General features: G+C 65.9%; 25 protein-coding genes. 21 read left to right on the top strand and 4 right to left on the bottom strand.

Annotation, left to right across the window (positions count from 1 at the left end):
- The first annotated feature begins 85 nt into the window (after positions 1-85).
- The 16 genes from rsmH to VEA80_RS03735 all read left to right on the top strand — a co-directional run bounded on the left by rsmH (position 86) and on the right by VEA80_RS03735 (position 14,948).
- Positions 86-1,069, top strand: a complete 984-nt coding sequence (rsmH, locus tag VEA80_RS03810; RefSeq protein ID WP_325059364.1) for a 16S rRNA (cytosine(1402)-N(4))-methyltransferase RsmH — start codon at positions 86-88, stop codon at positions 1,067-1,069.
- Positions 1,051-1,377, top strand: coding sequence for a cell division protein FtsL (gene ftsL, locus VEA80_RS03805; protein WP_325059363.1), 327 nt, complete (start codon positions 1,051-1,053; stop codon positions 1,375-1,377). The genes rsmH and ftsL overlap by 19 nt, the downstream gene beginning before the upstream one ends.
- Positions 1,374-3,011 carry a penicillin-binding protein 2 gene (locus VEA80_RS03800; RefSeq protein WP_325059362.1) on the top strand — a complete coding sequence of 546 codons (1,638 nt, stop codon included), beginning with the start codon at positions 1,374-1,376 and terminating at the stop codon, positions 3,009-3,011. Before ftsL ends, VEA80_RS03800 begins: the two co-directional genes overlap by 4 nt.
- Positions 3,012-3,034: 23 nt before the next feature.
- The gene (locus VEA80_RS03795) at positions 3,035-4,480 is read left to right on the top strand and encodes a UDP-N-acetylmuramoyl-L-alanyl-D-glutamate--2,6-diaminopimelate ligase (RefSeq protein WP_325059361.1); all 1,446 of its coding nucleotides are present in this window, start codon (positions 3,035-3,037) and stop codon (positions 4,478-4,480) included.
- Between the two features lie 2 nt (positions 4,481-4,482).
- Positions 4,483-5,886, top strand: coding sequence for a UDP-N-acetylmuramoylalanyl-D-glutamyl-2,6-diaminopimelate--D-alanyl-D-alanine ligase (locus VEA80_RS03790; protein ID WP_325059360.1), 1,404 nt, complete (start codon positions 4,483-4,485; stop codon positions 5,884-5,886).
- Positions 5,879-7,024, top strand: a complete 1,146-nt coding sequence (gene mraY, locus VEA80_RS03785) for a phospho-N-acetylmuramoyl-pentapeptide-transferase (RefSeq protein ID WP_325059359.1) — start codon at positions 5,879-5,881, stop codon at positions 7,022-7,024. The genes VEA80_RS03790 and mraY overlap by 8 nt, the downstream gene beginning before the upstream one ends.
- Before the next feature lie 149 nt (positions 7,025-7,173).
- The gene (gene murD, locus VEA80_RS03780; RefSeq protein ID WP_325059358.1) at positions 7,174-8,598 is read left to right on the top strand and encodes a UDP-N-acetylmuramoyl-L-alanine--D-glutamate ligase; all 1,425 of its coding nucleotides are present in this window, start codon (positions 7,174-7,176) and stop codon (positions 8,596-8,598) included.
- Positions 8,595-9,731 carry a putative peptidoglycan glycosyltransferase FtsW gene (locus tag VEA80_RS03775; protein ID WP_325059357.1) on the top strand — a complete coding sequence of 379 codons (1,137 nt, stop codon included), beginning with the start codon at positions 8,595-8,597 and terminating at the stop codon, positions 9,729-9,731. Before murD ends, VEA80_RS03775 begins: the two co-directional genes overlap by 4 nt.
- Before the next feature lie 6 nt (positions 9,732-9,737).
- Entirely contained in the window at positions 9,738-10,829 is a 1,092-nt protein-coding gene (murG, locus tag VEA80_RS03770) for an undecaprenyldiphospho-muramoylpentapeptide beta-N-acetylglucosaminyltransferase (RefSeq protein ID WP_325059356.1), read from the top strand.
- A gap of 89 nt (positions 10,830-10,918) precedes the next feature.
- Entirely contained in the window at positions 10,919-11,062 is a 144-nt protein-coding gene (locus tag VEA80_RS03765; protein WP_325059355.1) for a hypothetical protein, read from the top strand.
- Positions 11,062-11,457, top strand: coding sequence for a hypothetical protein (locus tag VEA80_RS03760; RefSeq protein ID WP_325059354.1), 396 nt, complete (start codon positions 11,062-11,064; stop codon positions 11,455-11,457). Before VEA80_RS03765 ends, VEA80_RS03760 begins: the two co-directional genes overlap by 1 nt.
- Before the next feature lie 6 nt (positions 11,458-11,463).
- Complete coding sequence (locus tag VEA80_RS03755; RefSeq protein ID WP_325059353.1) at positions 11,464-12,006, top strand: RNA polymerase sigma factor; 543 nt, start codon at positions 11,464-11,466, stop codon at positions 12,004-12,006.
- Positions 12,003-12,344: a hypothetical protein gene (locus VEA80_RS03750; RefSeq protein WP_325059352.1), complete on the top strand. Its 342-nt coding sequence runs from the start codon at positions 12,003-12,005 to the stop codon at positions 12,342-12,344. The genes VEA80_RS03755 and VEA80_RS03750 overlap by 4 nt, the downstream gene beginning before the upstream one ends.
- Before the next feature lie 11 nt (positions 12,345-12,355).
- Positions 12,356-12,556: a hypothetical protein gene (locus VEA80_RS03745; protein ID WP_325059351.1), complete on the top strand. Its 201-nt coding sequence runs from the start codon at positions 12,356-12,358 to the stop codon at positions 12,554-12,556.
- Positions 12,557-12,620: 64 nt separating this feature from the next.
- Positions 12,621-14,036: a UDP-N-acetylmuramate--L-alanine ligase gene (gene murC, locus VEA80_RS03740; protein WP_325059350.1), complete on the top strand. Its 1,416-nt coding sequence runs from the start codon at positions 12,621-12,623 to the stop codon at positions 14,034-14,036.
- A gap of 51 nt (positions 14,037-14,087) precedes the next feature.
- The gene (locus tag VEA80_RS03735; protein ID WP_325059349.1) at positions 14,088-14,948 is read left to right on the top strand and encodes an HAD family hydrolase; all 861 of its coding nucleotides are present in this window, start codon (positions 14,088-14,090) and stop codon (positions 14,946-14,948) included.
- A gap of 3 nt (positions 14,949-14,951) precedes the next feature.
- On the opposite strand, the gene VEA80_RS03730 is transcribed toward VEA80_RS03735, so the two are convergent.
- Positions 14,952-15,317, bottom strand: coding sequence for a DUF6491 family protein (locus tag VEA80_RS03730; RefSeq protein ID WP_325059348.1), 366 nt, complete (start codon positions 15,315-15,317; stop codon positions 14,952-14,954).
- Between the two features lie 9 nt (positions 15,318-15,326).
- The gene (locus VEA80_RS03725) at positions 15,327-15,689 is read right to left on the bottom strand and encodes a DUF6491 family protein (protein ID WP_325059347.1); all 363 of its coding nucleotides are present in this window, start codon (positions 15,687-15,689) and stop codon (positions 15,327-15,329) included.
- Positions 15,690-15,796: 107 nt separating this feature from the next.
- On the opposite strand from VEA80_RS03725, the gene murB reads away from it, so the two are divergent.
- The 5 genes from murB (at position 15,797) to VEA80_RS03700 (ending at position 21,892) form a co-directional block, all read left to right on the top strand.
- The gene (murB, locus tag VEA80_RS03720; RefSeq protein WP_325059346.1) at positions 15,797-16,711 is read left to right on the top strand and encodes a UDP-N-acetylmuramate dehydrogenase; all 915 of its coding nucleotides are present in this window, start codon (positions 15,797-15,799) and stop codon (positions 16,709-16,711) included.
- Positions 16,712-16,719: 8 nt separating this feature from the next.
- Positions 16,720-16,884, top strand: a complete 165-nt coding sequence (locus VEA80_RS03715; protein ID WP_325059345.1) for a hypothetical protein — start codon at positions 16,720-16,722, stop codon at positions 16,882-16,884.
- Positions 16,885-16,962: 78 nt separating this feature from the next.
- Complete coding sequence (locus VEA80_RS03710; RefSeq protein WP_325059344.1) at positions 16,963-18,333, top strand: pyridoxal-phosphate dependent enzyme; 1,371 nt, start codon at positions 16,963-16,965, stop codon at positions 18,331-18,333.
- 4 nt (positions 18,334-18,337) lie between these two features.
- Positions 18,338-19,495, top strand: coding sequence for a cystathionine gamma-synthase (locus VEA80_RS03705; RefSeq protein WP_325059343.1), 1,158 nt, complete (start codon positions 18,338-18,340; stop codon positions 19,493-19,495).
- A 54-nt stretch (positions 19,496-19,549) separates the two neighbouring features.
- The gene (locus VEA80_RS03700; protein ID WP_325059342.1) at positions 19,550-21,892 is read left to right on the top strand and encodes a glycogen debranching N-terminal domain-containing protein; all 2,343 of its coding nucleotides are present in this window, start codon (positions 19,550-19,552) and stop codon (positions 21,890-21,892) included.
- A gap of 22 nt (positions 21,893-21,914) precedes the next feature.
- Here the strand turns inward: VEA80_RS03700 and VEA80_RS03695 are convergent, their stop codons facing one another.
- The gene (locus tag VEA80_RS03695) at positions 21,915-22,454 is read right to left on the bottom strand and encodes a carboxymuconolactone decarboxylase family protein (protein ID WP_325059341.1); all 540 of its coding nucleotides are present in this window, start codon (positions 22,452-22,454) and stop codon (positions 21,915-21,917) included.
- A 114-nt stretch (positions 22,455-22,568) separates the two neighbouring features.
- A complete protein-coding gene (locus VEA80_RS03690) occupies positions 22,569-23,123 on the bottom strand; it encodes a peroxiredoxin (protein ID WP_325059340.1) in 555 nt (184 codons plus the stop codon).
- Between the last annotated feature and the right edge of the window lie 44 nt (positions 23,124-23,167).

The raw sequence follows: 23,167 nt of genomic DNA, 5'->3' as shown, positions 1-23,167 counted from the left end.
CCCGTTGAACGCGGGCGGGCGGCATTTGCTCCGACGTGAGAACGATCGGTGACCGGCGGTTCGGGACTCGTTGTAGACTGGCGCCATGAACTCCGGACATGCTCCCGTCCTCCTCGCAGAAGCCATGGACGCGCTCGCCCTGAAGGATGGCGGCGTATACGTCGACGCGACGTTCGGGGGCGGGGGCTATTCGCGCGAGATGCTGCGGCGGGCGAATTGCCGGGTCATTGCGTTCGATCGCGATCCGGACGCGATTGCGCGCGGGGCGGAGCTGACTGCCGAGGCCAAAGGTAAATTCACGCTTCATCAAGGCCGGTTTGGCGATCTCTCGCTGGATGAGCCGGTGGACGGCGTCGTGTTCGATCTGGGCGTTTCCTCGTTCCAGCTCGACCAGGCCGAACGCGGGTTTTCGTTTCAGGCGGACGCGGATCTCGACATGCGGATGGAGAAGGAGGGACCAAGCGCCGCCGACGCCGTCAACGGCTTGAGCGAAACCGCGCTCGCCGAACTGATCTACCGCTACGGCGAAGATGACGAGAGCCGCCGTATCGCCCGCGGCGTCGTGCGCGAACGCGCCGCGGGCAAGATCACGCGGACGTTGCAGCTGGCGAAGATCGTCGAAGACAGTGTCGGCGGCCGCAAAGGCGCGCGCACGCATCCGGCGACGAAGACGTTTCAAGCCTTGCGCATGCTGGTGAACGATGAGCTGGGCGAACTGGCGCGCGGACTTTCGGCGGCGGAGCGGGCGCTAAAGCCGGGCGGGCGGCTCGTTGTGGTTTCGTTTCACTCGCTCGAAGATCGGATGGTGAAGCTCTTCATCACCGCGCGCGCCGACGCGCAGGGGCGCGGCTCGCGCTATGCGCCGGACCTGCCGCCGGAGCGGGCGCCGAGCTTCACGCTTGAACGCAAACGTGCAACTGCGCCCAGTGATGAGGAGACCGCGGTGAACCCGCGCGCGCGCTCTGCGTCCCTGCGCTGGGCGACGCGCACCGATGCGCCGGCATGGGATGAACTCGAGCCGCCGTCGCTCGCGCCGAAAGCGGAGGCCGAATGGGCAAAGCTCAGCTGATCCGCATGCTGCAGATCATCGCCGCGGTCGTTATCGTGGTGCTGGCTGTCGGGCTTTACCGCGCCAAGAGCGATGCTGCGCGCACGCAGGCGCATGTGCGCGAGTTGCAGAACGAGATCGAGGCCCGCGAAGCGGCGCTGCGGGAGCTGCGCGCGGAGATCGCCGAGCGCGAAAGCCCGGCGAACGTCGAACAGCTAGCGCAGGATCGACTGGGCGTCGCGCCCGGCAGCGCGAACGCAACCCTTCCGGAAGGCGAGATCGCACGGCGCTTGCCGGCGCCCGAGCGAGCGCGGGAGCCGCGCTCTTGAGGCCGTTCGGCGCGACTGGCGCGGTCGGTCCGCAACAGGCCTATGTCGCCGCCGAGGCGGCGCCAGCGCGCAACCGCGTGCGCGCGCTAGCGCTCGGCATCTTTGCGCTATTGCTGCTACTGGCGGGCCGCGCAGTGCAGCTCGCATTCTCCGACGATCCGCTGGCGGAGCCGCGCGCCCCTGGCGCAGCCATCGTTCTGCCGCGTGGCGACATCGTCGATCGCAACGGCGTCTTGCTTGCGACCACCGTGCGCGCCTATGCGCTGACGGCGACGCCGGCGCGCGTGTGGGATGCGCCTGCGATCGCCGACGCGCTGCGGCGCGTCTTTCCCGATCTCGACCGCGAAACGACGATCCGTCGGCTGACCGACACGTCGCGGCGGCTGGTTTATCTGCGCCGGGGGTTAACGCCGGAGCAGCGCACGCGTGTGCACGAGCTCGGCCTCGCGGGCGTCGGTTTCGAAGCCGAGCATCACCGCGCGTACCCACAAGGCGCGTTGGCGGCGCATGCGCTTGGGTTCACGGATGTCGATCTCAATGCGTTGTCCGGCGTCGAGCGCGGCCTCGACGCGGAAATTCGCGCCGCTGGCGCTGAGGGCCGTGCAGTGCGGCTCTCGATAGACATCCGCATGCAGTACGCGCTCGAAGAAGAACTCGGCGCAGCGGCGCGCGCGGCGAACGCATCGGGCGGGGCGGCGATTTTGCTCGATGGGCGCACTGGCGAAACGCTGGCGCTCGCCTCGTGGCCGGCGTTCGATCCGAATGAAGCGGGCGCGGCGCCGGCGAGCGCGCGGCGCGATCGCGTCGCCGGCGACCTGCACGAGTTGGGCTCGACGATTAAGCCGTTCACGGTGGCGATGGCGCTGCAGGAGCAGGTGACGCGCAGCGGCGAGCTGTTCGACCTGATGACGCCGTACGTGGTCGACAGCAGCACGATCATCGATCACGAACGCATCGAGGGCGCCTCGACGCTCGGCGACATTCTCGCGCACTCTTCGAACATTGGCGCGGCGCGGCTCGCCGTGCGGCTGGGCGGCGCGCGGCAGCGTTCCTATCTCGATCGGCTTGGTCTGACGGCGGCGGCCGGCCTCGAACTTGGCCGCAACCAGGCGCCGCTGGCGCCGATGGCGCGCACGCGGCGCGACATCGCCGGCCTCGGCTTTGGCTACGGGCTTGCGGCGACGCCGGCGGCGCTCGCGGGCGCGTACACGGTGTTCACCAACGAAGGCGCGCGGGTGATCCCGACTTTGCGCGCTCTGGCGCCCGACGCGGCGGTCGAACGCGCGCCGGTGTTTTCGCCGGAGGTGACGCGGCAGCTTTTGATCTATATGCGGCAGGCGGTCACCGAAGGCACCGGGCGTGCGGCGGACGTGCCAGGCCTCCTTGTCGCCGGCAAGACCGGAACGGCAGAGAAGCTGGACGGCGCGGCCGGCTATGACGAAGGCCGCAATTTCTCCTCGTTCGCAGGCGTATTTCCGGCGAACGATCCGCGCTACGTCATCGTGTTGGCGCTCGACGACACCGGCGAGGGCGCGGCCGGCGGCATGGTCGCGGCGCCGGCGGTGGCGCGGACGCTGCGGCGGATAGCGCCCATGCTCGGATTGCGTGTGGAGGCCCGCGCCCAGAACCGCTAATGAGGGCGCGCTACGGAGAAGGAATGAAACTCGGCGCACTCTTCTCGACCGGCGTGCCATCAGGCGCCGCCGAGGTCGAGATCACCGGCCTCACCGCCGACTCCCGCAAAGTGAAGCCTGGCTTCTTGTTCGCGGCGCTCGCAGGCGCTGCGGCGCACGGGCGCGATTTCGTTGCGCAGGCCAAAGCCAACGGCGCGGCGGCGGTGTTGTCGGCGGGCGATTTGGGCGCCGACCCTGGAATCGCGCATGTGGTTGCGGGCAATCCGCGGCGCGCGTTCGCGTTGGCGGCCTCGGCCTGTTATCCGGCGCGGCCGGAGACGATCGTCGCCGTCACCGGCACCAACGGCAAGAGCTCGACCGTCGACTTTCTGCGTCAGATCTGGACGCACGCGGGCAGGCGCGCGGCGAGCCTCGGCACGCTGGGCGCTATCGCGCCAAGTGGCGTGATCGATCTTGGCCACACGACGCCCGATCCGGCGGCGGTGCATGCAACGCTTTCGGCGCTTGCTGCGGACGGGGTCACGCACGCGGCAATGGAAGCGTCGAGCCATGGGCTCGAACAGCACCGCATCGACGGGCTGACGTTCGCGGCCGGCGCGTTTACGAACCTGACCCAGGATCATCTCGACTATCACATCGACATGAGCCGCTATCGCGCCGCGAAAATGAAGCTGTGGGCGCTGGTGCGCGACGGCGGCGTTGCGGTGGTGAACGCCGACGCGGCGGAGGGCGAAGCGTTCGAGCAGGGCGCCGAAGCGCGCGGTCTCCGTGTCGTGCTGTGCGGCTGGAGGGCGCCGCGGGGCGATGCGCTGAAGATCGTCGAGATCCAGCCGCGCCCGAACGCGCAGACGATGGCGCTCTGCTGGCAAGGGCAAGATTACAAGAGTATCGAGCTGCCGCTGATCGGCGAGTTTCAGGCGATCAATGCGGTCACCGCGGCGGCGCTCGCGCTTTCGCTCGGCGAAGCGCCGGAGGCGGTGTTTGCGGCGATGCAGACGCTGAAGCCGGTGAAGGGGCGCATGGAGCATGTCGGCCAATCGAAAACCGGCGGGCACGTGTTCGTCGACTATGCGCACACGCCAGATGGCTTGGACGTGCTGCTGCGCGCGGCGCGGCCGCATGCGCCGGGGCGGATCATCGTCGTGTTCGGCTGCGGCGGCGACCGCGACACCGACAAGCGCCCGAAGATGGGCGCAATCGCCGCGCGGCAGGCGGATGTCGTGATCGTCACCGACGACAATCCGCGCAGCGAAGAGCCAGGCGCGATCCGCAAGCAGATTCTGGCGGCGGCGCCGGGGGCGCTGGAGATCGGCGACCGCGCGCAGGCGATCAAGGAGGCGGTCGCGATGCTGAAAGCAGGCGATGCGCTGATGATCGCCGGCAAGGGCCACGAGACTGGGCAAATCATCAAGGGCGTCACGCATCCGTTTTCGGATCAGGACGTCGCGCGCGGGGCGCTGGAGAGCTGAATATGAGTGAACTCTGGTCCGCACGCGAAGCCATGAAGGCCACGGGCGGGCGTCTGATCAATGGCGATAGCTGGAACGTCAGCGGCGTTTCGATCGATACGCGCACGCTGGAGCCGGGCGATCTGTTCGTTGCGTTGAAGGACGTGCGCGATGGGCACGACTTTCTCGCGCAAGCCTATGTCAGCGGCGCCAGCGCAGCTTTGATTTCCGATGCGGATAAGGTGGAAGGCTTGGGGCCAGCGCTGGTCGTGCCTGACGTGCTGGAGGGGTTGCGCAAGCTCGGCGAGGCGGCGCGCGATCGCAGCATGGCAAAACGCGTCGCGGTGACCGGCTCGGTCGGCAAGACATCGACGAAGGAAGCGCTTGCGGTGTGCCTCTCCGCCAGCGGGCAGACGCACCGCTCAGTGAAGAGCTACAACAATCATTGGGGCGTGCCGCTCACGCTCTCGAGGATGCCGCGCGAAGCGCAGTTCGCCGTGTTCGAGATCGGCATGAATCATCGCGGCGAGATCCTGCCCCTGACGCAATTGGTGAAGCCGCACGCGGCTTTGGTGACGACGATCGCGCCCGCGCACGTGGAGAATCTGGGCTCGCTCGAAGCCGTCGCCGACGAGAAGGGCGACATCTATGCGGGGCTCGAGCCCGGCGGGGCGGCCATCGTTCCCAACGAAGCGCCGCACGCGAGCCGGCTGATCGCAGCGGCCGAGCGCAATGGCGCGACTCTGGTTCGTTTCGGGCGCGGCGAGGAATGCGAAGCGCGGCTCACAAGGTTCGACATGGACGAGACCGGTTCGACCGCGGAGGCGGAAATCCTGGGGCGCACCATCCGCTATCGCATCGGCGTCGAGGGCGCGCATTGGGCGCTGAATTCGGTGGCGGCGTTGGCGGCCGCGGACGTGGTCGGGGCCGATCTCGATGCGGCGGCGCATGCGCTGGAACATTTGCGCGCGTTCGACGGCCGTGGGGTCGCGGCCAAGATCGAAGCGCCGTTCGGCGCCTTCATGCTTGTGGATGATTCCTACAACGCCAACCCCGCTTCGATGGCGGCGGCGTTCGCAACGCTCGCGGCGAGAAAGCCAGGGCCAGGCGGGCGGCGCATCGTCGCGCTTGGGGATATGTTGGAGTTGGGACCGGACGAGCGCGCCTACCACGCCGGCCTCGCTGCGCCGCTGGAACAAGCTGGCGTCGATCTCGTGTTTTGCGCAGGTCCGCGCATGGCCGCGCTCATGGAGGCGCTTCCGCCGGCGCGCCGCGGCGGCTATGCCGAAACTTCGGACGCGCTGATTCCGGTCATTGCCAATGCGCTACGACCTGGGGACATCGTGCTCGTGAAGGGATCGAACGGCTCGAAGATGAGCCGCGTGGTGAGCGCGCTGCAGCGGCTCAAAGGGGACGCGAATGCTTGAGCTGTTAGGCCAGTACGCAGAGCAGTCCCAGTTCTTCAACCTCTTCAACTACATCACCTTCCGCACCGGCGGCGCGATGTTCACGGCGATGATCATGGCGTTCGCCATCGGCGCGCCGTTCATCCACTGGCTGCGCAAGAAGCAAGGCAAGGGCCAGCCGATCCGCACCGACGGCCCCGAAGGCCATCTGCTGACCAAGAAGGGCACGCCGACCATGGGCGGGCTCATCATCTTGATCAGCCTCGGCATTTCCGCGCTGCTTTGGTCCGACCTTCAAAACCCCTACGTCTGGGCCGTGCTGATCGTGACGGTCGGTTTCGGCGCGATCGGCTTCGTCGACGATTTCGCGAAAGTGACGAAGCAGCACCATGGCGGACTGTCGGCGAAGCTCAGGCTCTTCTTCGAGTTTTCGATCGCGCTTGTCGCGATCATCGCGATGCTGGCGGCGGAATGGGTGGCGACGACGCCTGGCCAGACGCACGACGTCATGGGGTTCCTGAATGCACTGATGGCGTCGGAGCCTCTGACGGCGGTGGCGCTGCCGTTCGTGAACGGCTGGGGCATCCAATTGCTGGCGTTCTACGTGCTGTTCGCGATGTTCGTGGTCGTGGGCTTCGGCAACGCCGTTAACTTGACCGACGGTCTCGACGGATTGGCGATCGTTCCGGTGATGATCGCGGCCGGCACGTTCGGCATGATTTGCTATCTCGTCGGCCGCGTCGACTATTCGGAATATCTGGGCATTCCGCACGTCGCCGGCGTCTCGGAACTGGCGACGCTGCTGGGCGCGCTGCTCGGCGCCTCGCTCGGGTTCCTCTGGTACAATGCGCCGCCCGCGCGGGTTTTCATGGGCGACACCGGGTCTTTGGCGCTGGGCGGTTTGCTGGGCGCGGTGGCGGTGGCGACCAAGCACGAGATCGTGCTGGCGATTGTCGGCGGCCTGTTCGTGCTGGAAACGCTCTCGGTGATGCTGCAGGTGGCGGTGTTCAAGCGCACCGGCAAACGCCTCTTCCTGATGGCGCCGGTGCACCACCATTTCGAGAAGCTCGGCTGGCAGGAACCGACCATTGTGATCCGGTTCTGGATCATCTCAGTGATCTTCGCGCTGGCGGGACTTGCAACGCTGAAGTTGCGTTAAGGACGCGAAGCAGCGCAGGAGTCCGCTGGTTGGAGGCGGCGCGTGATTCTGAACCAAGGCAGTAGGCAGTGGGCAGTAGGCAGTAGTGCGTCGCGCACCGCTGCGTTCTACTGCCTACTGCCGAGTGCCTATTGCCTCATGGCGAAGCCATGATCCCCATCACGGAATTCAAAGGCCGCGACGTCGCCGTGTTCGGGCTCGCACGCACGGGGCTGGCGGCCGCGCGGGCGCTGACGGCGGGCGGGGCGCGCGTGCATGCGTGGGACGATAACGACGTTACCCGCGCCAAGGCGGAAGCGGCGGGCGTGCCGGTGTCCGACATCAACAGCCGCGACTGGCGTTCGTTCGCGGCGCTGGTGCTCTCGCCGGGCGTGCCGCTCACGTTTCCTGAGCCGCACCGCGTCGTCACGCTTGCGGATGCGACCGGCGTGCCGATCGTCAGCGACATCGAATTGTTCGCGCGCGCCGTGAACGCGCTGCCGGCGACGCAGCGGCCAAAGCTGATCGGCGTCACCGGGACGAACGGCAAGTCGACCACCTCGGCGCTGATCGCGCACATCCTCAAGGAAGCCGGCAAGGACGTGCGGCTTGGCGGCAATATCGGCGAGGCGATCCTCGACCTGCCGCCGCTGCATCCAGGCGCCTACTACGTGATCGAGCTGAGCTCGTATCAGCTCGATCTCACTTCGAGTTTGCGGCTTGACGCGGCTGTCTGGCTCAACACGACGCCGGATCACCTGGACCGCCACGGCGACATGAACGCCTATGTCGCCGCCAAGAAGCGAATCTTCCTGAACCAGGGCGCGGCGGATTGGGCGATCATCGGCGTCGACGATCTCTATTGCGCCAAGGTCTGCACCGATCTCACGCGCGCGGCGGTGCAGCACGTTGCGCCAATCTCGTCCGGCCAGGCGCTCGGTCGCGGCGTGTGCGCGCTCGACGGCAAGATCGTCGACGCACTGAGCGGACGCTCGGAGATCGTCGCCGATCTCGCGCAGGCGCCGGCGCTGGCGGGCAAGCACAACGCTCAGAACGCCGCGGCCGCCTATGCGGCGACGCGTGTGCTCGGCGTCGATGCCAAGGCGATCGCTCAGGCGATGAACACATTCCCGGGCCTGCCGCACCGGCTGGAGCGCGTCGCCTCGATCGGCGGCGTGCGCTTCATCAATGACAGCAAGGCGACCAACGCGAATGCGGCGGCGCAGGCGCTTGCTGTCTATCCGCGGGTCTATTGGATCGCCGGCGGCGTCGCCAAGGAAGGCGGCATCGAGGAGCTGGCGCCGTTCTTCCCGCGCATCGCCAAGGCGTATCTGATCGGCCAGTCCGCCGGCGATTTCTCGGACACGCTGCGCGGCAAGGTCCCGGTGACGATGGCTGGGCACCTGGAGGCCGCGGTGAGACTTGCGTTCAACGATGCGCGCGCCTCCGGCGAACCGCATCCGGTCGTATTGCTCTCTCCCGCCTGCGCCTCGTTCGACCAGTTCAAGAGCTACGAGGATCGCGGCCAGCAATTCAAAGCGTTCGTCGCCGCCTTGGCGGACGCGCAGGCGCAGCGCAACGGAGGCGCCGCTTGAACGCGGCCTCCGAGCGGTTGGGCGCCGCGCTCGATCGCGTCCGCAGCTACGACCGCCCGCTCCTGATCATCGCCGCGGCGCTGTTTGCGCTCGGCATTCTGTTCTCGATGGCTGCGAGCCCGGCGGCGACCGCCCGCATCCGCATCGAGGAGGCGTTCTATTTCGCCGGCCGCCAGGCCGCCTACGCCGCCGTCGGCGTGATGGTCATGCTGGGGGCGGCGGCGCTCGATCCGCGCCAGGTGCGGCGCATGGCGACGATCCTAGCGGCGATCATGCTGCCGCTCTGCGCGCTTGCCGCCCTGTTCGGCCCCGAGATCAAAGGCGCGCAGCGTTGGTTCGATTTCGGCGTCTTCTCGCTGCAGCCATCCGAAATCCTCAAACCCGCCTTGATCGTGGTGTGGGCTTGGATGCTCGGGGAGAGTATGAAGCAACGCCAGTTTCCTGGCCGCCTCGTATCGCTTGGCCTATTCGCGCTCGCGGCCGCCGCGTTGCTCGCTCAACCGGATGTTGGACAAACCGCTCTCCTGGCGCTGTGCCTTGCGCCTTTGTTGGCGCTCTCCGGCATCGCGTTGCGTTGGATGCTCGGGGCCGGCGTTCTCGCCAGTGTGAGCGCATGGGCGATCTACAGGTTCTATCCGCACGCGCGCGAACGCGTCGACACGTGGCTCAATCCGGAGGGCGACGGGGCCTATCAGGTCAACCGCGCGCTCGACGCGATCGCCGCGGGCGGCGTGTTCGGGCGCGGGCCGGGCGAGGGAATCATCAAACGATCGCTGCCGGACGCACATGCGGACTTCGTGTTCGCCGTCGCTTCCGAGGAGTTCGGACTGCTTGCTTCGCTTGGGCTCATCGCGCTGTTCGGCGCGCTCGCGTTCCGCGGGCTTTCGCGCGCGAGCCGGTTGAACGAACCGTTCGAACAGCTTGCGGCCGCCGGCCTGATCACGCTTCTGGTCTTGCAGGCGAGCATTCACATTGCAGTTAACTTGAGTTTGCTCCCGGCCAAGGGCATGACGCTGCCGTTTATTTCGTTCGGGGGTTCCTCGATGATCGGCTCGGCGCTGGCATTGGGGTTCTGTCTTTCCCTTCTGCGCAACCGTCCCGGCGCCTATCTCTTTGCCGGACGTGGGACGTAAGTGTCGATGGCAAAGAAGATCGTCGTCATTGCTGCGGGCGGAACGGGCGGTCACCTGTTTCCCGCCGCTGCGTTCGCGGAGGAGATGTTCCGCCGCGGCTGGCGCGTGGTGCTGATGACAGACGCGCGCGGGCGCCGCTACGCCGAAGGTTTTCCGGCCGAGCGCATCATGGACGTGCCAGCGGCATCGCTGTCGATGAATCCGTTCACGGCGCTTCCGGCGATGATCAAAATCTCGCGCGGCATCGACGCGTCGAAGAAGGTGTTCGACGAGTTGAAGCCGTCACTGGTGGCGGGCTTCGGCGGCTACCCTTCGTTTCCCGCTTTGATGGCGGCGCGCGCCAAGCACGTGCCGATCATCATCCACGAGCAGAACTCCGTGCTCGGCCGCGTCAACCGCACGATGGCCGCCAGCGCGGCGATCGTCGCCTGCGGCTTCGAGCGGCTCGACCGTCTGCCGGCGAAGGCGGCGGACCGAAAGCGCGTCGTCGGCAACCCGGTGCGACTGCCGATCCTGGCGGTGCGCGAGCGGCCGTATCCGGAAGCGCCCGCCGGCGGGCGGATGAACCTGCTCATCATCGGCGGCAGTCAGGGTGCGCGGCTGTTCGGCGAGGTTATTCCGGCGGCGATCGCGCTGCTGCCGCAGGTGCTGCGCGCCCGGCTCGATGTCGTGCATCAGGTGCGCGAGGAGCAGGTCGCGCAGGCGAAGAAGGTCTACCAGAAGGCCAACGTGAACGCCGAGGTGTCGCCGTTCTTCAGCGACATGGGCCAGCGGTTGGGCGCGGCGCATCTGGTGATCTCGCGCGCCGGCGCATCGTCCGTGACAGAGCTGCAGGTGGCCGGCCGGCCGGCCATCCTGGTGCCGTTCGCGGCCGCTGCGGACGATCACCAGACGGCCAACGCCGAAGGGCTGACGGCTGTCGGCGCGGCCGATCTCTTCACTGAGGACGACTTCGAGGCCGCGCCGCTCGCGGCCACGCTCGAACGGCGCCTCGCCGATCCGCACGGGCTTGCGGTCCGCGCGGCGGCCGCCCGCGCCGCAGCCAAGCCCGAAGCGGCCAGCACCTTGGCCGACCTGGCCGAAAGCATCGCCGCTTAACCAAGATATTTTCACGTCCCTGCATCCAGGCCTCCGCCGTGCGGCGATTAAGGGTCAGAGCGCCTGTTTTGGCGCTGGAGGGTTGGACGATGACCGAAGAGCTTTTCCGTGATTTCTGGTGGCTCATGTTCCCGGTGTTCGGGATGGTGATGGCGCTGATCGGTCTGCTGCAGGACGGCGCGAGCCGCGACCACATTATCGAGAACGCCCGTCATGAGCTGGAGCGCAAGTGATGACCTTCGAGGAGTTCTTCCACGATTATTGGTGGCTGATGTTTCCCGTGTTCGGGATGATCATCGCGCTGATCGGGATGTTTCAGGCCGAAGGGCGCAACCGCAAGGTCATGGATCTCATCAAGGCGTACGTCGACCAAGGCAAGGAGCCGCCTCCGGAGCTGCTCAAGCTTGCCGGCGAGAACAGCGACTACGACATGAGCTTTCAATCGCCGAAGCCGCGGCACAGCAGCGCCTGGTCATTCGTCGTCTTTCTGGCTCTCGCCGCCGGTTTTTCGGTTGGCTACTGGTTCGTGCGAACTGAGGATTATGCGTTCGCCTTTGCGATCGTAGCGGTGACGATGGGCGTCATGGCACTGGGCGCACTGCTGTTGCTGCTGCTCGGCCGCAAGTAGTGCGACATGGACGCGGGCGAAGAAGCGCGCCTGATCGGACTGGCCCGCAACGGCGACATGCGCGCCTTCGGTCATCTGGTCGATGCGCACCAGCCGGCGGTGCGGGCGTTTCTGCGCCGCCTGGTCGGCAATTACGCCGATGCGGACGATCTGGCGCAGGATGCTTTCGCCCGCACCTGGGAGGTGCTCGAGCGCTATGACGGCAGCTCCAGCCTGCGCACTTTCATTTGCGGCGTTGCGTTCCAATACTGGCGCCGGGCGCGGCGGTCGCAATCGCGCCGCCAAGCGCGCGAGGACGCTTATGCCGAACTCGCCGATACCGAGAGTGAGCCGCCGGCGCGCGCAGCGGCTCGTCTTGCCCTCAGGAAAGCGATGGACGATCTTCCAGGGGACCAGCGCGCGGCGCTTGCGCTGTGCCTGGGTCAGGATTTCACCCATGCGGAGGCGGCCGAAGTGCTGAAGCTTCCGCTGGGCACGGTGAAGTCGCATGTGACGCGCGGACGCGCGCGGCTGCAGGCGGCGCTGGGTGTGACGGAGAAGGCGTCATGAACGACGATCTCGAATTGGCCGATCTGCTGGGCGAGGCGCCGCCGCGCGGCCCCGATCCCGGCTTCCGCTTCGATGTGCTGGCGCGTGTCGCCGAGCGCAATCGCCGCCGGTCAATGGCGGCGCGGGCGCTGCGGCAGGTGGCGGTGTTCTTCGCGATCGGCCTCGTGTTCCCGGTCGTGCAGGCGGCGGGACTCGACTGGAGCTCGGCGCAACCGGTGCTGATCGTGGCGGGCGCTTTGACGGCCGCCGCCGCCACGGCGCTCTTGACCATCGGTGGGCCGGGCTTAGTGGTCTCCCGCTCGCGGGCGCTGCTGCGCGCGCCGTTGCTGCGGGTGTGACGGAGGGGGGAATGAAGCGGTTTACGATCGTGTCGCGGCTCTTGGTGACGCCGGCGCCGAGCGTCGTTGGTTATGCCGATACGCCGCAGGAGGCCGTCAGCATCGCGCATAAGGCCACCCAGGACGGCAAGCGAGATGTGCGCATCGGCGACAATCAAGCCGAAAAGCATTTCGACACCGAGAGCTTCGCCAAGCAATACGGCGTCCGCTGATCCGCCTTTGATACGCCCCGGACGCGCGCCTATAGTGGCGCGCGTTCCCGTTTTCGGAGCATCCATGTTGCGACGCGCCATTCCGTTCGACACCGGCCCCATCCATTTCGTCGGCATCGGCGGCATCGGCATGTCGGGCATCGCGTCGGTGATGAAGAACCTCGGCTACGACGTCACCGGCTCGGACGCCAAGGAAGGCGCCAACATCGAACGGCTGCGCCAATGCGGCATCGCCGTGCACATCGGCCACAAGCCTGAGAACGCCGCGCACGCCGGCGTGGTCGTGATCTCGTCGGCGATCAAAGAGGGCAATGCCGAGGTGGATGCCGCCCGGGCGCGCGGCGCGCCGATCGTCAAGCGCGCCGAGATGCTGGCCGAGATCATGCGGCTGAAATGGACCGTCGCGGTGGGCGGCACGCACGGAAAAACCACGACGACCTCGATGATCGCCGCGCTGCTCGACGCCGGCGGCAAAGACCCGACGGTCATCAATGGCGGCATCATCAACGCCTATGGCGCAAACGCCCGCATGGGCGAGGGCGAGTGGATGGTCGTCGAAGCCGACGAGAGCGACGGCACCTTCACGCGCCTGCGCGCCACGGCGACGGTCGTCACTAACATGGATCCTGAGCATCTCGACCATTACGGCTCGGTCGAGGCGATGAATGAGGCGTACCGGCAATTCGTCGAGAACATCCCGTTTTACGGCTTCGCCGTGATGTGCCTCGATCATCCGCAGGTGCAGGCGCTGGCGGCGCACGTGCGCGACCGGCGGGTGATCTCCTACGGCTTCAATCCGCAGGCCGATGTCTGCGCCGTGAACGTTCGGCCCTCGCGCGAGGGCTCAACCTTCGATGTCGTGGCGCGCAAGAAGGGCGAGGGGCCCGGCGTCACGCTGCACGATCTTTTCCTGCCGGTGGCGGGACGCCACAACGTCCAGAACGCGGTCGCTGCGATTGCGGTGGCGCGCGAGCTGGGCGTGACCGACGCCGGCATCCGCAACGGCTTGAAGAGATTCTCCGGCGTCAAGCGCCGCTTCACCACCACCGGCTACTGGAACGAAGTGCGCATCGTCGACGATTACGGCCACCATCCGGTGGAAATCGCGGCCGTTCTCTCCGCTGCCCGGGAAATGACGGGCGGGCGCGTGCTCGCCGTCGTGCAGCCGCACCGCTACACGCGCCTGCGCGATCTGTTCCAGGACTTCTCAACCTGCTTCAACGACGCCGACATCGTCTGCGTCGCGGACGTCTACAGCGCGGGGGAGGCGCCGATCAAGGGGATCAACGCCGATGCGTTGGTGATCAGCCTGAAGAGCCATGGCCACCGCGACGCGCGCCGGATCGCCAATTTGGATTCGCTTCCGGAATTCGTGCGCGCGGAGGCCAAGCCGGGTGACATCGTCGTCTGCCTCGGCGCGGGCGACATCACGGCCTATGCGAATGCCCTGCCGGGTAAGCTCGGCGCTGCGGCGGCGTGAGTCGCAGCCGAAACATTTGACCCGCGCCGCGACTCTGCGCAGCCGGGTAGAATGCCGGACACAGCCCACCGCGCGCCGAAGCCGCTCCGCGCCGCGATCGTCTATGATTTCGACGGCACCCTGGCGCGGGGCAATCTGCAGGAGCTCAGCTTCATTCCTGAACTCGGCATCGACCACGACGTGTTCTGGAAGGATGTCCGCCGGCTCGCCCGCACGTCGGACGCGGACGAGATCCTCGTCTACATGCAGCAGATGATCGAGCGCTCGCGCGCGCTGGGCCGCATCGTCACGCGCGACATGCTGCGCCGGCACGGCTGCGAGCCCTCGTATTTCGACGGTGTTGAAAGCTGGTTCGCGCGGATCGATTCGTTCGCGGCGGATCAGGGGCTTGAACTCGACCATTACGTCGTCTCTTCCGGCATCGAGGAGATGATCGAAGGCTGCTCGATCTATCCGCACTTTTCGCGCGTATTCGCCTCACGCTTCATTTACAACGAGAAGGGCGAAGCGGTCTGGCCGGCGGTGGCGGTCAACTACACCAACAAGACGCAGTTCCTCTTCCGCATCAACAAAGGCATCCAGAACGTCTGGGACACCCAAGCGATCAATCGCTGGATGCGCGCCGAGGAGCGACCGCTACCGTTCGACCGCATGATCTTCATCGGCGACGGCGACACCGATATACCGTCGATGAAGATGGTCACCGAGCAGGGCGGCACGGCCGTGGCGGTGCTCGATCCGGACCGCTGGAACGATCCGCTTAAAGTCAGTCACATCCACATGCTGATCGCGGAGGACCGCGTGAACTATGTGGCGCCGGCGGACTATCTGCCGTCGAGCCAGCTCGACGTCATCGTGAAGGGGGCGCTGCAGCGGATCGCGCTCCGTGCTGGCCTTCCGATCGTGAGCTGACGTCTAACTGCCGGGCGGCGTGTCGTCCGGCGCGCGCTCGATACGCGTCACCTGATACGGAATCGCCGGATCGCCGCCGAGCACCTGAACGCCGGCGCCGTTGCCGACGCAGATGAAGCTGGTCGTCGAGCGAATCGCGATGGCGTGATTCCAGTCGAGATCGCGCGTGTTCTGCGCGATGGTTAGATAGTATTCGCGCGAGGTGCTGACACGGGCGCGGATACGGTGCTCGTCGACGACGCCGTAACCACGGACATCGACCGTGCGGAAGCAGTCGCGGCCTTCGGCGGAGCTTGCGGTGTCGGTGGTCGCCGACGCGCAGGCGCCAAGGGCGAGCAGGGCGGCGGCGGCGGCAAGTTTGCGAAGCATGTGTTCTCCTCAGCTGCCTTGTGCGGCCGGCTCTTCCGGCGCTCTGGTGATGGATGTGATCGGATAGGTGCGGCGCGGCTCGCCGCCGATGACCTCGACGCCAAGCCCGTTGCCGGTGCAAATCCAGCCGGTGCTGGAGCGGATGGCGATGGCGTGAGTCCAGTCCAGGTCTCGGGCGTTCCAAGTCGTGCTCAGGATGTAGTCGCGGCTTGCGCCGACGCTGACGCGGACATTGTGGTCGTCGATCACGCTGTAGCCATTGATGTTGCTGGCGCGAAAGCAATCGCGGTCGGCGGCGGCGCTCGTGCCGGCCGGTTGTGTCGCGCAGGCCGAAAGCAGGAGCGCGGCGGCGATAAAGCCCTTGCGGCGCATGTGGGCGTCTCCGTCCTCTGTCGTATGCCAGTATGGCGCGGTCTCATGACGCCGACGAGCGGACCCGGCTTTGCCGGCGTTCAAAAGCGTGAGATAGGCCATCAACTATGAGTGAACTTGATCTGCCGAGCGTCCGCGGCCAGCTGCTGCGCGGCGAAAGCCTGGCGCCCTACACTTGGTTCCGGGTCGGCGGTCCGGCCGACGCGATCTTCTTGCCGACGGACGAGGAGGATCTCGCCGCATTCCTAGCAGCTTTGCCCACAAGCGTGCCAATTCTGCCGATCGGCGTGGGCTCGAACGTGATCGTGCGCGACGGCGGCGTGCCGGGCGTCGTGATCAGGCTGGCTGGCCGGGCGTGGGCGCAGATCGATACGCTGGACGGCGCCCGCGTCCGCGCAGGCGCTGGCGCGCTCGACGCCATGGTGGCGAAGGCGGCGGCGAAGGCGGGAATTACCGGACTCGAATTCTACGCGGGCATTCCTGGCACGATCGGTGGCGCGCTGACCATGAACGCCGGCTGCTACTGCGCCGAAACGAAGGACGTGCTGGTCGACGCCGTCGCGCTCGATCGCACGGGCAAGCGCCACGTGTTCAGCAACGCCGAGTTCGGCTTCACCTATCGCCACAATGCGCTGCCCGAGGGGCTCATCTTCTTGAGCGCAACGTATCAGGGCCGGCCGGATGATCCGGCGGCGGTAACCGCGCGCATGACTGAGATCACGGCCAAACGCGAAGCGTCGCAGCCGATCCGCGAGAAGACGGGCGGCTCGACGTTCAAGAATCCCATCGCTGCGAATGGCGAGAAGCTCTCGGCGTGGAAGCTGAACGACGAAGCCGGCATGCGCGGCTATCGCCGCGGCGGCGCGCAGGTCAGCGAGAAGCACGCGAACTTCCTGATCAACACCGGCGATGCGACGGCGGCGGATATCGAGGGACTCGGCGAGGATGTGCGCGCCGCGGTGAAAGCCAAGCATGGCATCGAGCTCGAATGGGAAATCAAGCGCGTGGGCCGCCCGGCATGATGCGGCTCATGCGCGTCGCCTTCGGCGCGCTGTTCGTTTTGCTGGGCCTCGCGATGCTGGTTGTGGTGCTGCGCCGGGGCGGGCCGGACGCCAGCCAGGCTATGATCGGCCCGCTGGCGCTCATGGGCGCGGGCGCGCTCGCGATTTCCAGCTCCCGCAAGCGCAAACCGTGAACAGCGGCGTCCTGTGCGCTGGCTAGGCGCTCCGCAAATGGCTAAACAGCGGCCCAACTTCCTCCACGAGAGCTTTCGATGAGACTGAAACCGAACATCCTCGCCGCGATCGGCAACACGCCGCTCGTGAAGCTCAACAAGGTCGTGCCGAAGGGCGCGGCGGAAGTCTGGGTGAAGTGCGAGTACCTCAATCCCGCCGGGTCGATCAAAGATCGGATGGCCAATTATATCATCGAGAAGGCTGAGGCTGCCGGCGTGCTGAAGCCGGGCGGGCTCATCGTCGAGAACACGTCAGGAAATACGGGGCAGGGTCTCGCGATGGCGGCGGCGATCAAGGGCTATCGCTGCGTCTTCACCATGCCGGACAAGATGAGCAAGGAGAAGCAGGACTCTTTGCGCGCGTACGGCGCCGAAGTGATCATCACGCCGACGGATGTGCCGGGGGACTCGCCAGAGCATTACGTCAACGTCGCCAAGAAGATCGCCGAAGATACCCCGGGCGCGTTCTACGTCGATCAGTATCATTCGCAGTGGAATATCGAGGCGCACTATCATTCGACCGGGCGCGAGATCTTTGAGGATACGGACGGCGGCAAGTTCGACGCCTTCGTCGGCGGCACCGGCACGGGCGGCACCGTTTCCGGGGTCGGGCGCTGGTTCAAGGAGCACGCGCCGCACGTGAGGATCATCGGCGCCGATCCGCTGGGCTCGGTGCACTATCATCTCTTCCACACCAAGACGCTGCCGACGGCGCACGTCTACATGGTCGAAGGCATCGGCGAAGACATCGAATGCCGGGCGATGGACTTCTCCGTCGTCGACGACATGCGCCAAGTGAACGACCGCGACTCGTTCGTGATGGCGCGGCGGCTGGTGAAGGAAGAAGGCCTCTTCTGCGGCGGCTCATCAGGCTCGAACGTGCATGTGGCGATCGAGATCGCCAAGGAGCTTGGGCCCGGCAAGGTGGTCGTCACTGTGCTGCCGGATCACGGCAATCGGTACGTGTCGAAATTCCTCTCCGACAGCTGGATGAAAGAGCACGGCTTCACCGAAACCGAGCAGGAGCTGGGCTTTGTCGAGGAGCTTCTGAAGGGGCGGACGGTAAGGCCGATCACAGCCGACGCAGAAGCGCCGCTGCGCAACGTCGTCGACCTCATGCGCGAGCACGGTGTCAGCCAGATACCACTGATCGAACGAGGCAAGCTCAACGCCATCGTGCACGAAAGCGACATCCTGGCGAAGATGCAGAAGCGCGACTTCGATCTTGATGCGCCCGCAAAATCGATCGCCTCGCCGATTGCCGGACTGATCTATCCCAAAGCCCGGATCGAAGAGCTGTTCCATATCTTCGCCACCGATCACGTCGCCGTCGTTGTCGACGCCTCGAACGTTGTCGGTGTGATCTCGAAGATCGATCTGATCGAATATCTCGCCGCCAAGGGCCGCTAAGACCATGCACCACGACAACAAACGCTTCGGCACCCGCTGTATCCATGCCGGTCAGCAGCCTGATCCGACCACCGGCGCGATCATGACGCCGGTCTATCAAACCTCCACGTATGTTCAGAAAAGCCCGGGAGTCGTGATCGAGGATTACGATTACGCGCGCTCGGCTAATCCCACGCGCAAGGCGCTGGAGGCCAACATCGCCTCGCTCGAAGGCGGGCGACACGGCGTCATGTTCGCCTCCGGCCTCGCTTCGCTCGCCGCCTGCATCCACTTGCTGCAGAGCGGCGATCATGTCGTGTTGTGCGACGATGTTTATGGCGGCACCTATCGTTCACTCGACAAAGTATTCAAGCAGTTCGGCGTCACCTACACCCGCGTCGACATGCTCGATCTCGACGCCACCGAGGCGGCGTTCACGGCGAAGACGAAGCTGGTCTGGATCGAGACGCCGACCAATCCGCTGCTGAAGGTGATCGACATCGAGGCCGTGGCTCGGATCGGCAAGGCGCGCGGCGCCATCGTCTGTGTCGATAACACGTTCGCGACGCCGGTGCTGCAGAACCCGCTTTCGCTGGGCGCCGATATCGTCAGCCATTCCTGCACGAAGTATATCGGCGGCCACTCCGACGTGATCGGTGGCGTGCTGATCACCAATAGCGACGAGCTGGCGGAGCGGCTGCACTACATCCAGAACGCCGTCGGCGCTGTCAGCGCGCCGTGGGACTGCTTCCTGCTGCTGCGCTCGACCAAGACGCTGCACGTGCGGGTGCAGCGCCATTGCGAGAACGCCGCCAGAATCGCGGACTTCCTGGCCGAGCAGCCGCAGATCGAGCGGGTGATCTATCCGGGGCGCGCCGATCACCCGCAACACGCCATCGCCAAGAAGCAGATGCGCGGCGGCTATGGCGGCATGATCACGGCGACGCTGAGGGGCGGGCTGCCGGCGGCGCGCTCGTTCTTGGAGAAGGTGCAGCTCTTCTCATTGGCGGAGTCGCTGGGCGGGGTGGAATCGCTGATCGAGCATCCGGCGATCATGACGCACGCCTCGATCGACAAGCCGCTGCGCGAAGCGCTCGGCATCAGCGACGGCCTCGTGCGCTTCTCGGTCGGCATCGAAGACGTCGACGACCTGATCGCCGATATTGCCGAGGCGCTGGGCTAATCGGCCGCTTGCCCAGTCGGGGAACGCCGTGGCCGAATCCCGTGTTGAGCAGCCATGCGTCGGGAAGTCCGTCCGGCGTCGGGCCAGCCCGACGTCAGCCTCGTCAAGCTGCGTCCGCGCGCCGACACGCTCTATGTGAGCAGCGGGCGCACTGTGCTGGCGACGGACCGTGACGGGTTCATCGACGATGGTCCGGACATGGGCCTATTCGTGCATGAAACGCGACTGCTCTCGACCTATCGCTATCGGATCGAAGATCGCGCGCTGCACCCGGTTGCGGCGAGCAATGTCTCGCAACGTTCCTGGCTTGGCTATTACATCGCGCCCGCGCCGCTGCGCGAAGATGCGAGTTGTTTCGCCGCTACGGCGGCTGCGAACATCTACAAAGCGGCGCAGCAGACGGTCGAGCTTCGGCTGTCGCGCTTCGTCGGCGAAGGCATGCACGAGGATGTCGACGTTTCCAACTTCACTCAAGAGCCGGTTCGATTCCGGCTCTTGCTGGAGATAGGCTCGGACTTCGCCGACCAGGCCGAAACGCACGATGAGCGTCGCCAGCGCGGGCGCGTGGCGTCACACTGGACACCCGGCGAACGGAGCTGGGAATTGCGCGCTGACTACGAGGTCACGCATTCGTACAGCCATCAGGGGGAAGTCGGAGTGGCGCGCCTTCGGCGGGGCTTGGCTACTCGTTTTTCGAATGCAGGTTCGCCGCCCGTTTGGAAAGACGGGGTTGTCGCCTTCGACATCGTGCTTGAGCCGCAGGGCGCCTGGCACTGTTGCGTCGATCACGCGCCGATCATTGAGAACGAGCGAATGTCGCCGCGTTATGGATGCCGCTCGTTCGCGTCGCAGGACAACGATTACGACCGGCGTTCGCGCATCTTTCTCGATGAGTCCACGCGTTTCGCCAGCGCCGAAAGCGATGCTTTGTCGGGCGTGGTCGTGGGCGCGCTGGAACAGGGCAAGCGCGACCTCGCGGCGCTGCGCCTGTTCGATCTCGACTGCAACGACCGCGCCTGGATCACGGCGGCAGGCCTGCCGCTTTACGTCGCGTTGTTCGGCCGCGACACGCTAACGGCGGCCTGGGAGGCCGCGCCGCTGGGGCCAGAATTGATGCAGGGCACGCTGCCGGTTCTGGTCGATTGGCAAGGGCGCGCCTCTAATCCGTGGCGCGACGAGGAACCTGGCCGCATGCTGCACGAGGCGCATTCCGGTCCGCTTGCTGCGCTCAACTACATTCCACAGGGCCGCAACTACGGCTCGGTCACCACGTCAGGATTTTTTCCCTTCGTCGTGGCGCAGCTCTGGCACTGGACGGCCGACAAGGCGCTCGTTCGGCCTTATCTCGAGCCTGCCTTGGCTGCGCTCGAATGGCTCGACAAGCGCTGCGACACCGATCGGGACGGTTTCTGCGCTTATCACACCAAGTCCGAACAGGGCGTCGAAAACCAGGGCTGGAAGGATTCCGGCGACGCCATCGTCTACGAAGACGGGTCGCAAACGCGCCCGCCGATCGCCACGTGCGAGGAGCAGGGCATCGTCTATTCGGCCAAGGCCAATCTTGCCGAAGTGCTCTGGTGGATGGGACGGAAGGACGAGGCCAAGCGGCTCTTGCACGAGGCGAGCGAACTGAAGAAGCGCTTCAACGAAGCCTTCTGGATGGAGGACGAGGGCTTCTTCGCCATGGCGCTGGATTCGGATCGCCGGCAAGTGCGATCCATCGGCTCAAATGCACTGCATTGCGTCGCAACCGGCATTGCCGACAAGGCGCTGGTGCCGCGGACGATGCGTCGGCTGTTTGCGCCGGACATGTTCACAGGCTGGGGCGTGCGCACGCTTTCCGCGGCGCACCCCGCTTACAATCCCTACGCCTATCACCGCGGCACAGTGTGGCCTGTCGAGCATGGACCGTTCGCAGTGGGCGCCTATCGCTACGGCCTTCACGACGATGTCGAACGGATTTGTCGCGGCCAGTTCGAGGCCGCGGCTTTCTTCGAGCATCATCGCCTGCCCGAATGCTTCGCCGGCCATCAACGTGACGATGACCATCCGTTTCCCGCGCCCTATCCGGCAGCGAACTCGCCGCAGGCATGGTCGGCGACCACGGTTTACACGCTTCTGCAGGCGATGCTCGGTCTCCAGCCTTATGCGCCGCTGCGTGTGCTTTTCGTCGATCCGTTCCTGCCGGCATGGCTGCCGGAGATCACGATCTCAGGCTTGCGGGTCGCAAACGCGACAATCTCCATTCGCTTCCGCCGCAAGCGAAGCGGGCGTACGGACTACGAGATTCTGAGCCAGCGCGGCCTGCTCTTCGTGGTGCGCCAGCCGAGCTATTGGTCGATGACCGCCGGCCTTGGCGAGCGCATCGGCGACGCCGCGAGCAGTCTGTTCCATTGATCGCAATGGGGGCGGCCGTTGATCACGACGCGATCGCGTGAGCACTTTCGGCGCGTAGGACGGCGGCGCCGGCGTTCACCACCGCCGCGATCTTCAGCGCCGCTTGCACTTGCACCGCGCTGAATCCGCGCTTGCGCAGCTCTGCTTCGTGACTGTCCAGGCACATGCCGCAGCCGTTCACGGCCGAGACGGCCAGCGACCAGAGTTCGAAGTCGCCCTTGTCGACACCCGGATTGGCGATGATGTTCATCCGGAGGCCTGCGCGCAGTGTGCGATACTCTTCGTTCTTCATCAGGTGCAGCGAACGATAATAGACATTGTTCATGCCCATGATCGCCGCGGCTGCCTTGGCGGCGTTCGCTGCCGCCGGCTCGAGCTTGCTCACGACCTCAGCTTCGATCGCGCGCAGCAGCGAAGGTTCGCCGATTGCGTGCGCGCAGGCCAGAAACGCGCCCCACTTCTGCTGCTCGTTCAGCGTCGTGTCGCCGGCGAGCGAGCCGAGGTTCAGTTTTATGTCCTTCGCATAGTCCGGAAGAGTGTCGCGCAGCGTGTCGAAGGCCATGGCTGGATTCCTCTGTGACTAACAAGCGCCGGCGGGACGCTTGAGCCCAAACGTCCCGCCGGTTCTCCCGCGCGCTCTCGGGGGGAGGGTGAGTGGCGCGCAGTGTTCTGTGCGTTAAGCCGCCTTCAGCGTCTCACCGCCAACTTGGCGATTGCACGGGCACAGTTCATCGGTCTGCAGCGCGTCAAGAACGCGCAGCGTGTCCTGCGGATTGCGGCCGACATTGAGGTTCGTGACGTAGACGTGCTGGATCGTGTTGTCCGGATCGACGATGAACGTCGCGCGCAGCGCAACGCCGTCTGCCGAACGCACGCCAAGACCGTCGACGAGCGAGCCGTTGGTGTCAGCGAACTGCCAATGCGCGAGGTTGGCGAGATCCTTGTGATCGCGCCGCCAGGCGAGCTTGCAGAATTCGTTGTCGGTCGAGCCGCCGAGCACGACGGCGTCGCGCTCTTCGAATTCCTTGTTGAGCTTGGCGAACTCGGCGATCTCGGTCGGGCATACGAAGGTGAAGTCCTTCGGATAGAAATAGATGACCTTCCACTTGCCCTCGAAGCTCTTCTCGGTGACCTCTTCAAACGCCGAGACGCCGTTTTCTTCGTGCTGCATGAACTTGGGCTTCACGCCCGTGACTTTGAAAGACGGCAGCTTCTGGCCGATCCCCAGCATGTGGTGCTCCTCGGTGTTTTGGGTGGTTCGAGGCGCATATGTAA

Origin of the sequence: Vitreimonas sp. (genome assembly GCF_035627415.1) — a bacterium.
In the GTDB taxonomy this organism is placed as follows: Bacteria; Pseudomonadota; Alphaproteobacteria; order Caulobacterales; family Aquidulcibacteraceae; genus Vitreimonas.
The sequence above is the reverse complement of the archived record's forward strand: the minus strand, read 5'-3'. Positions and strand labels throughout refer to the sequence as shown.